General features: G+C 68.4%; 13 protein-coding genes. 12 read left to right on the top strand and 1 reads right to left on the bottom strand.

The window, feature by feature from the left end:
* The 7 genes from nuoL (at nt 1) to AC2YHJ_RS07650 (ending at nt 9,025) form a co-directional block, all read left to right on the top strand.
* Nucleotides 1–1,917, top strand: coding sequence for an NADH-quinone oxidoreductase subunit L (gene nuoL, locus AC2YHJ_RS07680; protein ID WP_487395114.1), 1,917 nt, complete (start codon nt 1–3; stop codon nt 1,915–1,917).
* Entirely contained in the window at nt 1,914–3,425 is a 1,512-nt protein-coding gene (locus tag AC2YHJ_RS07675; protein WP_487395113.1) for an NADH-quinone oxidoreductase subunit M, read from the top strand. The genes nuoL and AC2YHJ_RS07675 overlap by 4 nt, the downstream gene beginning before the upstream one ends.
* 4 nt (nt 3,426–3,429) lie before the next feature.
* Entirely contained in the window at nt 3,430–4,851 is a 1,422-nt protein-coding gene (nuoN, locus tag AC2YHJ_RS07670) for an NADH-quinone oxidoreductase subunit NuoN (RefSeq protein ID WP_487395112.1), read from the top strand.
* Nucleotides 4,848–5,579, top strand: a complete 732-nt coding sequence (locus AC2YHJ_RS07665; protein WP_487395111.1) for a biotin--[acetyl-CoA-carboxylase] ligase — start codon at nt 4,848–4,850, stop codon at nt 5,577–5,579. The genes nuoN and AC2YHJ_RS07665 overlap by 4 nt, the downstream gene beginning before the upstream one ends.
* Nucleotides 5,580–5,582: 3 nt before the next feature.
* Entirely contained in the window at nt 5,583–6,401 is an 819-nt protein-coding gene (locus AC2YHJ_RS07660; protein WP_487395110.1) for a type III pantothenate kinase, read from the top strand.
* Nucleotides 6,402–6,406: 5 nt separating this feature from the next.
* Complete coding sequence (locus AC2YHJ_RS07655; protein WP_487395108.1) at nt 6,407–8,053, top strand: ribonuclease J; 1,647 nt, start codon at nt 6,407–6,409, stop codon at nt 8,051–8,053.
* A 93-nt stretch (nt 8,054–8,146) separates the two neighbouring features.
* Nucleotides 8,147–9,025 (top strand): hypothetical protein, encoded by an 879-nt coding sequence (locus AC2YHJ_RS07650; RefSeq protein ID WP_487395107.1) that lies wholly within the window; start codon nt 8,147–8,149, stop codon nt 9,023–9,025.
* Nucleotides 9,026–9,049: 24 nt separating this feature from the next.
* On the opposite strand, the gene AC2YHJ_RS07645 is transcribed toward AC2YHJ_RS07650, so the two are convergent.
* Nucleotides 9,050–9,793, bottom strand: a complete 744-nt coding sequence (locus AC2YHJ_RS07645; RefSeq protein ID WP_487395106.1) for a hypothetical protein — start codon at nt 9,791–9,793, stop codon at nt 9,050–9,052.
* 85 nt (nt 9,794–9,878) lie between these two features.
* Here AC2YHJ_RS07645 and AC2YHJ_RS07640 point away from each other — a divergent pair, with 85 nt between their 5' ends.
* The 5 genes from AC2YHJ_RS07640 to AC2YHJ_RS07620 all read left to right on the top strand — a co-directional run bounded on the left by AC2YHJ_RS07640 (nt 9,879) and on the right by AC2YHJ_RS07620 (nt 15,086).
* Nucleotides 9,879–10,142 (top strand): DUF1467 family protein, encoded by a 264-nt coding sequence (locus tag AC2YHJ_RS07640; RefSeq protein WP_487395105.1) that lies wholly within the window; start codon nt 9,879–9,881, stop codon nt 10,140–10,142.
* Nucleotides 10,143–10,573: 431 nt separating this feature from the next.
* Nucleotides 10,574–11,890, top strand: coding sequence for a proline--tRNA ligase (proS, locus tag AC2YHJ_RS07635; protein WP_487395104.1), 1,317 nt, complete (start codon nt 10,574–10,576; stop codon nt 11,888–11,890).
* Nucleotides 11,891–11,898: 8 nt separating this feature from the next.
* Nucleotides 11,899–13,152 carry a lipoprotein-releasing ABC transporter permease subunit gene (locus tag AC2YHJ_RS07630; protein WP_487395103.1) on the top strand — a complete coding sequence of 418 codons (1,254 nt, stop codon included), beginning with the start codon at nt 11,899–11,901 and terminating at the stop codon, nt 13,150–13,152.
* A 7-nt stretch (nt 13,153–13,159) separates the two neighbouring features.
* The gene (locus AC2YHJ_RS07625) at nt 13,160–14,410 is read left to right on the top strand and encodes a lipoprotein-releasing ABC transporter permease subunit (protein ID WP_487395282.1); all 1,251 of its coding nucleotides are present in this window, start codon (nt 13,160–13,162) and stop codon (nt 14,408–14,410) included.
* Nucleotides 14,403–15,086, top strand: coding sequence for an ABC transporter ATP-binding protein (locus AC2YHJ_RS07620; protein ID WP_487395102.1), 684 nt, complete (start codon nt 14,403–14,405; stop codon nt 15,084–15,086). Before AC2YHJ_RS07625 ends, AC2YHJ_RS07620 begins: the two co-directional genes overlap by 8 nt.
* The last annotated feature ends 21 nt before the right edge of the window (nt 15,087–15,107 follow it).

Raw genomic sequence — 15,107 nt, 5'->3', positions numbered from 1 at the left:
ATGTTCGTCGGCGCCGTCTTCTTCCCGCTGCTGGGTGCCAGCATCGCCGGGTTCTTCGGCCGCTGGATCGGCGACAAGGCATCCCAGGTGGCGAGCGTCATCTGCATGGTGCTTGCCGCGATCTGTGGCCTGGCCGCCTTCTGGCAGGTCGCGCTCGGCCATGCGCCGCAGACGCTGGAGATCGTGACCTTCGTCGATGTCGGCGACTTCGAGGTATCCTGGGCGCTGCGCTACGACACGCTGTCGGCCGTCATGGTCGGCATGGTCACGCTGATCTCGACGCTGATCCACATCTACAGCGTCGGCTACATGTCTCATGACCCGAGCCGGCCGCGCTTCTTCGCCTACCTGTCGCTGTTCACCTTCATGATGCTGATGCTGGTGACGGCGGACAACCTGGTGCAGCTCTTCTTCGGCTGGGAAGGGGTGGGTCTCGCCTCCTACCTGCTGATCGGCTTCTGGTACGAGAAGGAGAGCGCCTGCGCGGCGGCCATCAAGGCCTTCATCGTCAACCGCGTCGGCGACCTCTTCTTCATGCTCGGCCTGGCGCTGACCTTCTGGACCTTCGGCTCGGTCGAATTCTCGACCATCTTCGTCAATGTCCAGCAGCACCGCGACGCGACCTTCGCCGGCCTGCCGGCCTATGAGGTGATCGGCGTCCTGCTGTTCCTTGGCGCCTGTGGCAAGTCGGCGCAGCTTGGCCTGCACACCTGGCTGCCGGATGCGATGGAAGGCCCGACGCCGGTTTCCGCGCTGATCCATGCGGCGACGATGGTGACCGCGGGTGTCTTCCTGGTCGCGCGCATGTCGCCGGTCTTCGAATACGCACCGACCGCACTCGCCATCGTCACGGTCGTGGGCGCGTCCACCGCGCTGTTCGCGGCGACGATCGGCTGCGTGCAGAACGACATCAAGCGCATCATCGCCTATTCGACCTGTTCGCAGCTTGGCTACATGTTCTTCGCCGCCGGTATTGGCGCCTATCAGGGTGCGATCTTCCACCTGTTCACCCATGCTTTCTTCAAGGCGCTGCTTTTCCTCGGCGCGGGATCGGTGATCCACGCGATGTCGGATGAGCAGGATATCCGCAAGATGGGCGGCATCTGGAAGAAGATCCCGGTCACCTATGCGGTGATGTGGATCGGCTCGCTCGCGCTCGCCGGCGTGCCGTTCTTCGCTGGCTACTTTTCCAAGGACTTCGTCCTGGAAGCCGCCTTTGCCGCCCATGGCTGGACCGGCCGCTACGCCTGGATCTGCGGCATGCTCGCGGCTTTCCTGACGGCCTTCTATTCCTGGCGCCTGATCATCCTGACCTTCCATGGCGCGCCACGTGCCGACCATCACACGATGGAACATGTGCATGAGGGCCCGGCCGTGATGCTGGTGCCGTTGCTGGTGCTCGCCGCCGGCGCCATCGGCGTCGGTGCGCTGTTCGCCGACGACTTCATTGGCCATCACTGGGAGCAGTTCTGGAACGGTGCCATCGTCAACGCGCCGCACAATCACATCATGCACGATGCGCATGAGGTTCCGTCCTGGGTGCCGCTGGCGCCGACCGTGGTCGGTCTGTCGGGCATCGCGCTGGCCTACATCCTCTACATGTTCGCGCCGTCGATCCCAGGCAAGCTCGCGACGACCTTCCGCGGCATCTACCTGTTCCTGCTGAACAAGTGGTATTTCGACGAACTGTACGACGCGATCTTCGTCCGCCCGGCGCAGGCGCTCGCGCGGGTGCTGTGGCAGAAGGTCGATGCCGGCGTGATCGACGGCGTGCCCAATGGCGCGGCGTCGCTGGCGGCCGAGGTCGCACGGGGCGCGGTGCGCATCCAGACCGGGCGCGTCGCCAACTATGCCTTTGTCATGATCGCGGGGCTCGCGGTCTTCGTCTCCCTGCTTGCCTTCGGAGCCGCCCGATGAACGCCGCCGGCTTCCCGCTGCTCAGCCTGCTGACCTTCCTGCCGCTGATTGGCGCTGCCTTCATCCTGTCCCTGCGCGGGGATGATGCGGTCGTCGCCAGCAATGCCCGCTGGGCGGCGCTGTGGACCAGCCTGATCGTCTTCGCCCTGTCGCTGATCCTGTGGTTCCGCTTCGACCGGACCGATGCCGGCTTCCAGTTCGTCGAACACCTCGACTGGCTGTCGGAATTCGGCATCACCTACCACATGGGCGTGGACGGCATCTCGGTGCTGTTCGTGCTGCTCTCGACCCTGCTGACGCCGATCTGCATCCTCGCCTCCTGGGAGGCGATCCAGAGCCGGGTGCGTGAGTACATGGTCGCGTTCCTGGTGCTCGAGACGATGATGGTCGGCATGTTCTGCGCGCTCGACTTCATCGTCTTCTACGTCTTCTTTGAAGGCGTGCTGATCCCGATGTTCCTGATCATCGGGGTGTGGGGCGGCAAGCGGCGCGTCTATGCGTCCTTCAAGTTCTTCCTCTACACGCTGCTCGGCTCGGTGCTGATGCTGCTGGCGATCCTGCTGCTGTGGTATCGCGCCGGCACCACCGACATCCCGACGCTGTTCCAGCACGCCATCCCGCCAGCGCTGCAGACCTGGATCTTCCTGGCCTTCTTCGCCTCCTTCGCGGTCAAGGTCCCGATGTGGCCGTTCCATACCTGGCTGCCGGATGCCCACGTGGAAGCGCCCACGGCGGGCTCGGTGATCCTGGCGGGCGTGCTGCTGAAGATGGGTGCCTACGGCTTCCTGCGCTTCAGCCTGCCAATGCTGCCACAGGCCTCGGCCGACTTCGCGCCCTTCATCTACGTCCTGTCCATCGTGGCGGTCGTCTACACCTCGCTGGTCGCGCTGGCGCAGGAGGACATGAAGAAGCTGATTGCCTATTCCTCCGTCGCACATATGGGCATCGTCACGCTCGGCATCTTCACCTTCAACGTGCAGGGGCTGTCGGGCGCGCTGTTCACCATGCTCTCGCATGGCGTGGTCTCCGGCGCGCTGTTCCTCTGCGTTGGCGTGCTCTACGACCGTGTCCATTCGCGTGAGATCGCGCGCTATGGCGGGGTCGCGAAGATCATGCCGGCCTATGCCTTCGTGTTCATGCTGTTCAGCATGGCTTCGGTCGCGCTGCCCGGCCTCGCGGGCTTCCCCGGCGAGCTGCTGGTGATCGTCGCCGCCTGGAAGGTGAATGCCTGGGTGGCCTTCGGCGCGGCGCTCGGGATGATCCTGGGCGCGGCCTACACGCTCTACCTCTACAAGCGCGTCGCCTTCGGCAAGGTCACCAGGCAGGACCTGTTGGGCCTGTTCGACATGTCGCCGCGGGAACACCTGGTCTTTGCGCCGCTCGTCGTGCTTGCGGTCTGGATGGGTGTGCATCCGCAGACCTTCCTCTCCTTCTTCGAAGCCTCCGTGACCGCGCTGGTGGTCCGGCATGAGGCCGCACTCGGCGCCGCGCGCCTGGCGGGGATGTGATCCGATGAACTGGACCCTCGCATTGCCGGAACTCGTCCTCGGGCTGTCCGGCCTCGCCATCCTCGGCATCGGGGTGCTGCCGAAGGGCAACTCGCACTTCGCCTGCGCCATGGCCGCGATCGGCGCCTTCCTCCTGACGGCGGTGCTGGTGCTCGGCGTGCCGGAAGGCTCGGGCTTCGGCGGGCAGATCGTCTCCGACGCCTTTTCCCGCTTCACTCGCGTGCTGATCCTGATCGGCGCCGCGGCCGGTGTCGCACTCTCCCTCGACTACAATGAGAAGGAGGGGATGGACCGCTTCGAGTATCCCGTGCTGCTCGTCTTCGCGACGCTCGGCATGCTCATCATGGTCTCGGCAAACGACCTGATGGCGCTGTACATCGGGCTCGAGCTGCTTTCGCTCAGCCTTTATGTCGTCGCTGCCTTCAACCGCGACGACGAGCGTTCGGCCGAGGCGGGGCTCAAGTACTTCGTTCTCGGCGCACTGGCCTCGGGGCTGCTGCTCTACGGCTCCTCGCTGGTCTATGGCTTCGCCGGCACGACGAATTTCGACCGCATCGCCGATGCGCTGTCCGATCCGTCCAAGGCCAGCCCCGGCGTGCTGGTCGGCATGGTGTTCGTCATCACCGGCCTGGCCTTCAAGGTCTCGGCCGTGCCGTTCCACATGTGGACGCCCGATGTCTATGAGGGTGCACCGACACCGGTGACGGCCTTCTTCGCCGCCGCGCCAAAGGTCGCTGCCATCGCGCTGTTCGCGCGCGTGCTGGGCGGGCCCTTCGGGGATCTCGCCGGGCAATGGCAGCAGGTGATCGTGGTGATCTCGCTGCTCTCCATGGTGCTCGGCGCCTTCGCCGCCATCGGGCAGAACAACATCAAGCGGCTGATGGCCTACTCCTCGATCGGCCATGTCGGCTACGCGTTGGTTGGCCTCGCGAGCGCTTCGGAAGCGGGTATGCGCGGACTGCTCGTCTACATGGCGATCTACCTGCTGATGAACCTCGGCGCCTTCGCGGTGCTGGTGGCGATGCGCCGGCAGGGCAGGGCCGTCGAGACGGTGGGCGACCTCGCCGGCCTCGCGAAGACCGACCTGTCCATGGCGGTCTGGATGGCGATCTTCATGTTCTCCATGGCCGGCATCCCGCCGCTCGCCGGCTTCTTCGGCAAGATGTTCGTCTTCAAGGCCGCGATCGATGCGGGGCTGTGGACGCTCGCCATCGTCGGCGTGCTGTCCTCGGTGGTGTCGGCGTTCTACTACCTGCGCATCGTGAAGGTGATGTTCTTCGATGAATCGGCCGGTGCGCTCGATGCCCGGCCGGCGAGCACCTCCTTCGTGATGGCGGCCTCGGGCCTCTTCACCACCTTGTTCTTCCTTTACCCGGCGCCGCTGGTGGCCGCGGCGCAGGCGGCCGTCGCCTCGATCCTGGGGTGAGCCCGGCGGGCTTCCGCCTCCATGTCCATGAGGCGCTGCCCAGCACCTCGGACCTGGTGATCCGGCTCGCCGAGGCAGGCGAGCCGGAAGGCATCGCGGTCCTTGCCCACCGGCAGACGGCGGGGCGAGGCACGCAGGGCCGTGCGTGGGAAGGGCCTTCCGGAAATCTCCACCTGTCGGTGCTGCTGCGGCCGGACGAACCGCTGCGGCTGGCGCCGCAATGGGGCCTCGTCGCGGCGGTGGCGCTGGCCGATGCGCTGCTGCCGCTGCTGCCGGATCCGTCTGCGCTGGCGCTGAAATGGCCGAACGATCTGATGTTGAACGGCGCCAAGGCGGGAGGCATCCTGGCCGAGACCTCTGCCGACGGGGCAGGGGGCATCGCCTGGGTCTGCCTCGGCATTGGCGTGAACCTCGCCCGCGCACCCGATGTGCCGGGACGCGCCACGGCGAGCCTTGCAGGTCTTGGCCTCACCCCACCCACGCCCGAAGCCGTCGCCACGGATCTGCTCGCCGCACTCGCCGCCCGACGCGCGCAGCGCGAGATCGAAGGCTTCGCCCCGATCCGCGCTGCCTGGCTGGCGCACGGCCCGGCGGAAGGGACGCCGCTTGCCATCCGCCGCCAGGGCGCCGAGATAGCCGGCCGTTTCGCAGGTCTTGCCGAGGATGGCAGCCTGTTGCTCGCCACCGGTGAGCGCATCCAGGCGCTCACTTCCGGAGAGGTTGCCTGAGCCATGCTTCTCGCCGTCGACGCCGGCAATACCAACGTCGTCTTCGCCGTCCATGACGGCAAGGAATGGCGCGGCCGATGGCGCATCGCGACCCGTGCCGACCGCACCTCGGACGAATACGCGGTCTGGCTGCTGGCGTTGTTCCAGCATGCCGGGGTGAATGCCAACGACGTCACCCGCTGCGTGATCGGCACCGTAGTTCCGGCGGCGCTGTACAATCTGCGCCGGCTGTGCCGCGACTGGTTCGACACGGAACCTCTGGTCGCCCGGGCCCCGTTGAACTGGGGCTTCGAGATCCGCGTCGACCAGCCCAACGAGGTCGGCGCCGACCGTCTGTTGAACGCGCTCGCCAGCCACACCCATTACGGCGGGCCGCTGGTGGTGATCGACTTCGGCACCGCGACGACCTTCGATGTGGTCGACATCGATGGCGCCTATCTCGGCGGCGTCATCGCGCCCGGCATCAACCTGTCGATCGAGGCGCTGCACCGCGCCGCCGCCCGCCTGCCGCGCATCGGCATCGGGCGCCCGCAGGCGGTGATCGGCCGATCGACCGTCCCGGCCATGCAGTCGGGCATCTATTGGGGCTATGTCGGGCTGATCGAGGGCATCATTTCCCGCATCAAGGCGGAGTACGGGGCGCCACTGAAGGTCGTCGCGACCGGCGGCCTCGCGCCCCTCTTCGCCGAGGGAACCCTTGTCATTGAGCGGACTGACCCCGACATCACCCTTGAGGGTCTGCGCCTGCTCGCGGACCGCAATCCCGTCCCCGTCTTCCACCACAGCGCCCTGCGCGACCCCCTGCGATCGGATTCCGACTGAACACGATGAACGCCGTCTCCGGCGACCTCGCTTTCCTCCCGCTGGGCGGGACCGGCGAGATCGGCATGAACCTCAGCGTCTATCGCTGCGACGATGCGCTGTTGGCGGTCGATTGCGGCCTTGGTTTCGCCGGCCACGACAACCCCGAAGTGGATGTGATGGTCCCGGACCCGGCCTGGCTGGCCGATCGGCGCGATCGGCTGCTCGGCCTGGTGATCACCCATGCGCATGAGGACCACATCGGTGCCGTGGTGCATCTGTGGCGGCAGTTCCGCTGCAAGGTGTTCGCGACGCCCTTCGCCGCCGCGGTGCTGACACGCAAGCTGACCGAAGCCGGCATGATCCACGAGGTGCCGCTGGTGGTGACGCAGCCGCGCGCGCGCTTCACCCTCGGCCCCTTCGACCTGCAGTACCTGCCCGTCGCGCATTCCGTGCCGGAATCACAGGCGCTGGTGCTGCGCACGCGCCACGGCATCGTGCTGCACACCGGGGACTGGAAGCTCGACCCCGATCCGCTGATCGGCCCGCGCACCGATGAGGACGCCTTCGCCGCCCTCGGCGAGGAAGGCGTGCTCGCCATGGTCTGCGATTCCACCAACGCCATGGTGGAGGGCCATTCGGGCAGCGAGGCGGAGGTCCGGCGCAACCTGGCCGCGCTGATCCGCGGCATGACGGGGCGCGTCGCCGTGACCGGCTTCGCCTCCAACGTCGCGCGGCTGGAATCGATCGCGCTGGCCGGGCGCGCCGCCGGCCGGCAGGTCTCCTTGTTCGGCCGGTCGCTGCGCAACATCGAGCAGGCAGCGCGCGATTGCGGCTACCTGAAATCCATCCCGCCCTTCGTGCCGGAAGAAGAAGCCGGCTACCTGCCGGATGACGAGATCCTGCTGATCTGCACCGGCAGCCAGGGCGAACCGCGCTCCGCCATGGCCAAGATCGCCGAGGACACCCACCCCAACATCGCGTTGGGGGAAGGGGACACGGTGATCTTCTCCTCTCGCCGCATCCCCGGCAATGAGCAGGCGATCCAGCGTGTGCAAGATGGCCTCGCCCGGCGCGGCTGCCGCGTGATGACGGATGAGGACCACATGGTCCATGTCTCCGGCCATCCGGCGCGCGACGAGCTGAAGCGGCTCTATGCGCTGGTGAAGCCGCGCTACGCGGTGCCGGTGCATGGCGAATGGCGCCACATGCAGGACCACGGCGCGCTGGCACGCGATTGCGGCGCGACGCCCTTCCTGATCGAGGATGGCGACGTGCTGCGCCTGTCGGGTAACCGGCCGGAGGTCGTTGAAGGCGTGCCGACCGGGCGGTTGGCCGTGGATGGTGACCGGCTGCTGCCGATCGACGGCGCGTTGATCGCCGCGCGGCGGCGGATGATGTTCAACGGCATGGTCGTCGCCTCCCTCGCCGTCGATGCGCAGGGCCGCGTGCTGGGCGAGCCGCAGATCTCCGCCCCTGGCCTGTTCGAGATGGGGGATGCGGAACCCGCAGTGATCGCCGCCGAGTTCCGCCGCACGCTTGCCGAGATGCCGGCGGCATTGCGACGCGAGGACGACCAGTTGCGCGAGGCCGCACGCTCCGCGCTGCGCAAGGCGGTCGGCAAGCGGCTGCGCAAGCGGCCGATGGTCGAGGTGCATCTCCTCAGGCTCTGACGCGTTCTGAAGGGCGTCATCTTCGCGGCCTTGTGCTCCCCGGTGGGTGGCACATGGGTCGTGCTGGCCGCACAGTGCCGCAGGGGGATCGCCATGCCTGACTACCGCTTCCGGAACCAATGCCGCCCGCTGCTACTTCTCCTGGCGGGCCTGCTGTCAGGCTGCGCGGCATTCGGTGGCGCGTCGGTCCCGAGCCAGCCGCCGCCCGCTCCGACCGCGCAGGAGCGGGTGCGGGCCGCAGCCCTGCAACGCGATGGCCTGCGCGCCATGAACCCGCCGCGCGGCACCGCGCCCGATCCCGACCGGGCTTCCCGATTGATCGAGGCCGCCGCCAATCTCGGCGACCCGGACGCGCAATTGCTGCTGGCCGGCAGCCACCTCTATCGCACCGATGGCGGGCGCGACGCGGCCGCCGCGATCCCCTGGCTGCACCGCGCCGCACAGCAAGGTGTGCCCGATGCGCAGTATCGTCTCGCCCGGCTGGTCGAAGCTGGCGACGGCACCTCGCGGGAACCTGCCTGGGCCGCTGTCTGGTTCCAGCGCGCCGCCGAACGCGGTTTGGCCGAAGCGCAATTCGCCATGGGCCTGATGCAGGTGGCGGGCGACGGCACGGCGGCCGATGAGGCCGAGGCGCTCGCGCGCATCACGCTGGCCGAGCGGCGGGGAGTCCCCGGTGCGCAGCGCTACCGTCAGGCGCTGCAGCACCGCGTGCCGCCGGCGCAGGCGCGTCAGGCTGCCGCGCGGATTGCCGCTGAGACGGCGCGCGGTCCGGTGGTAACACCCGATCGGCCGCTGGTCCGCTTCGCGCAATCGGTGCTGGCGCGGCGCGGTGGCTGGAGCGCGCCAGTGGATGGGCGTGACGGCCCACAGATCCGCGCCGCGCTTGCGGATTTTGCCCGGCGACAGGGGATTGCTGCCGGCTCGCCTTACGACCCCGCGGTGATCGATCGGCTCAGGAGCCCCGCTCAGTGAAGGCGAGGCACCCTGGATAAGCCGTTATCGCGTTACCCCGAGCCTCGGGTCGGACGGCGGCAGGCCGAGCATGCTGTCCACGCGGGACACCACCGTCGGACTGACCGGACGGTTAGCCGCGGCGGTGAGTTCCTGAGCACGAGCCGTCGCGATCGCATGGTTGCGGACCGCGACCTCGGCCGGGGTCCGCGCCGGCAGGGACAGTGCACTCAGCATCGCCTGCTCGTAGGAAGCGATCTGCCCAACGCGGGAATTCGGCGCGGCATTGGCCCGCGCCGTCGGGGAGGCATGGGCCGCGTTCAGCGCGCCGAGAGCACTGGCGACTGCGCCGCGATCACGCCCGGCCGCGTCCCCGCCACGGCCCTGACTGGCTGAACCGCCACGGCCTTGGTTAGCGGAACCGCCGCGACCCGAGGCCGAGGCGCTGTCGCCGCGCCCGCCGCCGACGCCACCGCCCTGGCCGTGTCCCCCGGCATTGCCGGAATTGCCGGCACTGCTGCTTCCGCCGCCGCCATGCCCGCCGCCCTGGCCCCCGCCGTTGCCGCCCGCGTTGCCGCCACCATTCCCGCCGCCGTTGCCGCCACCACCGCCTCCGCCGGCACCCCCACCTCCGCCTCCTCCACCCCCGCCACCACCACCGCCTCCACCGCCGGCGGCATGGGCGCCGCCGTCAAGCACGGGCAGAAGCGACGGCAGGGTCGCGAAGGCGACGCCGCCGAGCAGCAGAAGAATGCGCGATGACGCGATGGGCCGGATCGCACGGGACATCAGGACTTCCTCCTTCCGGATCGCCTGCACGCCCGGGGAGAGGCCCCTCTGGCGCACGGACGGAAAACGATCCACCTAGGGCAGTATGACAGTTTTCACCGGTGTCGTCGTTTACCTGCTGGTCTGGTGGACCGTGCTCTTCGCCATACTGCCCATCGGCACGCGACCCGATACGCAGGGCGATCCCGCCGCAGGTGGCTGGCGCGGCACGCCCGTCGCAGCGAATCTCCTGCGTAAGGCGATCGCGACCACATTGGTTTCAGCGGTCATCTGGTTCGGGGTTTGGGCGCTGATCGAGAGCGATTGGGTCTCATTCCGCTCCGGGCCGCTGGCGTTGCCGGGGCCGTGATCGGAAAAGCAGCATGACGCTGCGGGGTTTGCTCCGCTTTTACGCAGGACGCGGTTCATCGCCGCTTTTTTCATCCTGCGCTGCGGTATTTTTCGTTGTCGCCAGGGCCGTGTGTGGCCATTCTTATTTTCAGGAAGAGATTGGTTCTCTTCCTGCCGTGTGACTGGCGTTTCCTCCCTAAACTTGGGCCGCGACCTTCGGGGCGCGGCCCTTTCTTTTTCTAGGGTGCCGAAGCGCGGCTCCGCAAGCATAAAGCATGCGTTCACACCGTCCCGACGCATTTTTCTGTCGCCACGCCTTTCGCATTCGCAGCATTCTTGCCGCTCGCCGGTGCCGCCGCAGGCCTGGGCGGGCGAACGGGGGCGGGGCACTTCCGGCTCGGCGCGCGCGCCAGTAGGTTCCCCGCCGACGATTGCCGCAAAGGACCGCCCGTGCGCCTCTCCCGCGCCTTCCTGCCCACGCTGAAAGAAACTCCTGCCGACGCGCAGATCGCCTCCCACCGCCTGATGCTGCGGGCGGGGCTGATCCGCCAGACCTCCGCCGGCATCTACGCCTGGCTGCCGGCGGGGCTGCGCGTGCTGCGCAACGTCGAGCAGATCGTGCGCGAGGAACAGGACCGGGCCGGCGCGCAGGAGATCCTGATGCCGACCATCCAGTCGGCCGAGTTGTGGCGCGAATCAGGCCGCTATGACGACTACGGCAAGGAGATGCTGCGCATCACCGACCGCCATGAGCGCGAAATGCTGTTCGGCCCGACCAACGAGGAAATGGTCACCGACATCTTCAAGTCCTACGCGAAGTCGTATCGCGACCTGCCGCGCAACCTCTACCACATCCAGTGGAAGTTCCGTGACGAGGTACGCCCGCGCTTCGGCGTGATGCGCGGCCGCGAATTCCTCATGAAGGACGCCTATTCCTTCGACCTGAACAAGGAAGGCGGGGAGCACTCCTACCGCCAGATGTTCCTCGCCTATCTGCGCACCTTCCAGCGCATGGGGCTGACGGCGGTGCCGATGCGCGCCGACACCGGGCCGATCGGCGGCGAGCTGTCGCACGAGTTCATCATCCTCGCCGAGACCGGCGAGAGCGGCGTCTTCTACGACGCGGCCTATGAGACGACGGACTGGGCTGGCGCCGAGGTGGACAATGACGACGTGGACGGCCTGAAGGCCTTCTTCAAGCGCGTGACCGCCAACTACGCCGCGACGGATGAGATGCACGACACCGCCGCCTGGGCCGAGGTGCCCGAGGCCCGGCGTCGCGAGGGCCGCGGCATCGAGGTCGGCCACATCTTCTTCTTCGGCACGAAGTATTCCGCGCCGCTCGGCCTGACGCTGGCCGGGCCGGATGGCACGTCGGTCACGCCGGAGATGGGCTCCTACGGCATTGGCGTCTCGCGCCTGGTGGCCGCGCTGATCGAGGCGAACCACGATGAGGCCGGCATCAAGTGGCCGGATGCGGTCGCCCCCTGGGCGGCGGCGATCCTGAACCTGCGCCCGGGTGATGCGGCGACCGATGCGATGTGTGAAGCCCTCTACGCGAAGCTCGGTGACCAGGCGGTCTATGACGACCGCGCGGCGCGGGCGGGCGAGAAGTTCGCCGATGCCGACCTGATGGGCTTCCCCTGGCAGGCCATCATCGGCCCGCGCGGGGCGGCCGCCGGCAAAGTGGAACTGAAGCGCCGTGCCACCGGCGAACGCGCCGAGGTCTCGCTGGAAGACGCCATCGCGAAGATCCGCGGCGGCTGATCTTCCGCATGTTCGATGCCTTCGAGCGGGCCGTCGCCTTCCGCTATCTGCGGGCGCGCAAGGGGGAACGTTTCGTCTCGATCATCGCGGTCTTCTCGCTGGTCGGCATCACGCTCGGCGTCGCGACGCTCATCATCGTCACCTCGGTGATGAACGGGTTCCGCGCTGACCTGATGAACCGGATCATCGGGCTGAACGGCCATCTGACCGTGCAGCCGGAACGCGGCCGCGCGCTGGAGGGAAGCGAGGCGATCCTCGCCCGGCTCGGCACCATCGGCGGCATTGCCCAGGCGGCTCCGGTGGTGGAAGGGCAGGTGCTGCTGACCGCACCCGGTGGCGGCGCGGCTGCGGCGCAACTGCGCGGCGCGCTGCCCGAAGCACTGGCCGCGCGCCCGATCATCCAGCGCGCCATCCGCCTCGGCGACCTCGACGCCTTGGGGGATGAGGACGCGGTCGTGGTGGGTGCGCGCCTGGCTCAGCGCATGCGCGTCCAGCCCGGGGACACCCTGACGCTGGTGCTGCCGCAGGCGCGCGGCGGGGATTTCAACACCGCGCCGCGCCAACGCACGCTGCGCGTGGTCGCGACCTTCGACCTCGGCATGCCGGAATACGATGGCCGGACCATCTTCGTCCCACTCACCACCGCGCAGGCGCTGTTTGGGCTCGGCAACGCGGTCAGCCAGGTGGAGATCCTGGTCGCCGACCCATCCCGCATCGCGCCGGTGACGAGCGCCGTGCGCGCCGCCTTCGCCGGCCAGCCGCTGCGGATCACCGACTGGCAGGGGGCGAACAGCAGCATCTATGCGGCGGTGGTGGTGGAACGGAAGGTGATGTTCCTGATCCTCACCCTGATCGTCGTGGTCGCGGCGTTCAACATCATCTCCTCGCTGACCATGCTGGTGAAGGACAAGGGGCGCGACATCGCGATCTTGCGCACCATGGGCGCGGGGCGTGGGGCGATCCTGCGCATCTTCATCCTGTGCGGGGCGACCATCGGCTGCGGCGGCACGCTGGCGGGCTTCGCGCTCGGCCTCGGTGTCGCGATGAATTTCCCGGCGCTGCGGCGCGGCCTCGCCTGGCTGGAGGAGACTGGGCTGTTCGGCGCGGAACTGCGCTTCCTGATGCAACTGCCGTCGGTCGTGGAACCGGGCGAGGTCGCGGTGATCGTCGCCATGGGCTTCGGCCTGTCGCTGCTCGCCACGCTTTGGCCGAGCTGGCGCGCCGCCCGCATCGACCCGGCCGAGGCGCTGCGCCATGGCTGAAGCCCGCATCTTCGGCGCCTTCGAACGCGCGGTCGCCGCGCGCTACCTGCGCGCGCGCAAGGGCGAGCGGGCGGTGTCGCTGATCGCAGCCTTCTCGCTCGCGGGCATCGCGCTCGGCGTCGCGACGCTGATCGTCGTGCTGTCGGTGATGGGCGGGTTCCGGCAGGAATTGCTGAGCCGCATCCTGGGGCTGAACGGCAATCTCGGCGTCGTCGCCTCCGACGGGCCGCTGCGTGACTATGAGGCAGCGGCCGCGCGCATCCGCGCCCTGCCGCAGGTCGCGCAGGCCATGCCGACGGTGGAAGGGCAGGTGCTGCTGACCACCGATGCGGGGGCTTCCGCCGGCGGGCTGGTGCGTGGCGTCGCACCCGACCAGCTGCGCGCCCGACCGATCATCGCCGGCAATATCCGCGCCGGCAGCCTTGCCGATTTCGTGGGTGAGGATGCGATCGTGATCGGCACCGTGCTGGCGCGGCGGCTCGATATCGGCGTGGGCGACCGCGTGACGGTGATCTCGCCGGAGGGACGCACCACGGTGTTCGGCACCGTGCCGCGGCTGCGTGCCTATCGCGTTGCGGCGATCTTCGAAGTGGGCATGCAGGACTATGACGGTGCCTTCGTCTTCATGCCGCTCGAAGCCGCGCAGGTCTTCTTCCAACGCCGCGGCGTGGTCAGCCAGGTCGAGGTCTATCTGCATGACCCCGGCACGGCGGGGACGGTGGCGTTCGAGATCCGCCAGGCATTGGCTGGCCGGTCCATCGCCATCATGGACTGGCAGAACGCGAACAGCGGCTTCTTCCAGATCGTGCAGGTGCAGCGGAACGTGATGTTCCTGATCCTGACGCTGATCATCCTGGTCGCTGCCTTCAACATCGTCTCCTCCCTGATCATGCTGGTGAAGGACAAGGGGCGCGACATCGCCATCTTGCGCACCATGGGCGCGGCACGCGGGGCGATCCTGCGCATCTTCCTGCTGTGCGGTGCTGCGGTCGGCGGGGTGGGAACGCTGGCGGGCCTCGGCATCGGCCTCCTGTTCTGCGCGAATATCGAGACGATCCGGCAGGCTCTGATGAGTGCCACGGGCACGACCATCTTCGACCCCGAGATCTACTTCCTGACCCGCATCCCCGCCGTGGTGGATCCGTGGGAGGTCATCCAGGTGGTGGGCCTCGGCTTCCTTCTGTCGCTGCTGGCGACGATCTTCCCGAGCTGGCGCGCCGCGCGGCTCGACCCGGTGGAGGCGCTGCGCCATGAGTGATGCCCCGCTGCGCCTCGCCGCCGTCGAGCGCCGCTACAGGAGCGAGGCGGGGGAGCTGCCCGTGCTGCGCGGCGCGGAGCTGACGCTCGCCGCCGGCGAAATCGTGGCGTTGGTGGCCCCGTCCGGCACCGGCAAGTCCACGCTGCTGCACCTGGCCGGCCTGCTGGAGAAGCCCGATGCGGGGGAGGTCTTCGTCGAGGGCCGCGCCGCCGGTTCGCTGTCGGACGATGCGCGCACCGCGATCCGGCGCACGACGATCGGCTTCGTCTACCAGTTCCACCACCTGCTGCCGGAATTCACCGCGGAGGAGAACATCGTCCTGCCGCAGATGGCCGCGGGCGTGGCACGCCGGGCGGCGTCGGAGCGCGCGCGCGAACTGCTCGCCGCCTTCGGGCTGGCGGGGCGGGAGAGCCACCGGCCGGGGAAGTTGTCGGGTGGCGAGCAGCAGCGCGTGGCGATCGCCCGCGCGCTGGCGAACCGCCCGCGCATCCTGCTGGCGGATGAACCGACGGGGAACCTCGACGTCGGGACGTCGGACAAGGTGTTCAACGAGTTGCTGGAGCAGGTGAGGGGACATGGCGTCGCTGCGCTGGTGGCGACGCACAACCCTGACCTGGCGCGGCGGATGGACCGGATCGTGACGCTCGTCGAGGGGCGGGTGGTGCCGGCCGGCTGATGCCGTAACCACCGCGCGGCG

This window comes from Roseomonas sp. SRI_022 (assembly GCF_057586215.1).
This window is presented reverse-complemented; position numbering and strand designations above follow the sequence as displayed.

Excerpts from the sequence above, each read along its gene's own strand:
- nuoL (WP_487395114.1), top strand. The coding sequence starts at position 1 with ATGTTCGTCGGCGCCGTCTTCTTCCCGCTGCTGGGTGCCAGCATCGCC.
- AC2YHJ_RS07675 (WP_487395113.1), top strand. The coding sequence starts at position 1,914 with ATGAACGCCGCCGGCTTCCCGCTGCTCAGCCTGCTGACCTTCCTGCCG.
- nuoN (WP_487395112.1), top strand. The coding sequence starts at position 3,430 with ATGAACTGGACCCTCGCATTGCCGGAACTCGTCCTCGGGCTGTCCGGC.
- AC2YHJ_RS07660 (WP_487395110.1), top strand. The coding sequence starts at position 5,583 with ATGCTTCTCGCCGTCGACGCCGGCAATACCAACGTCGTCTTCGCCGTC.
- AC2YHJ_RS07655 (WP_487395108.1), top strand. The coding sequence starts at position 6,407 with ATGAACGCCGTCTCCGGCGACCTCGCTTTCCTCCCGCTGGGCGGGACC.
- AC2YHJ_RS07650 (WP_487395107.1), top strand. The coding sequence starts at position 8,147 with ATGCCTGACTACCGCTTCCGGAACCAATGCCGCCCGCTGCTACTTCTC.
- AC2YHJ_RS07645 (WP_487395106.1), bottom strand. The coding sequence starts at position 9,793 with ATGTCCCGTGCGATCCGGCCCATCGCGTCATCGCGCATTCTTCTGCTG.
- AC2YHJ_RS07640 (WP_487395105.1), top strand. The coding sequence starts at position 9,879 with ATGACAGTTTTCACCGGTGTCGTCGTTTACCTGCTGGTCTGGTGGACC.
- AC2YHJ_RS07630 (WP_487395103.1), top strand. The coding sequence starts at position 11,899 with ATGTTCGATGCCTTCGAGCGGGCCGTCGCCTTCCGCTATCTGCGGGCG.
- AC2YHJ_RS07620 (WP_487395102.1), top strand. The coding sequence starts at position 14,403 with ATGAGTGATGCCCCGCTGCGCCTCGCCGCCGTCGAGCGCCGCTACAGG.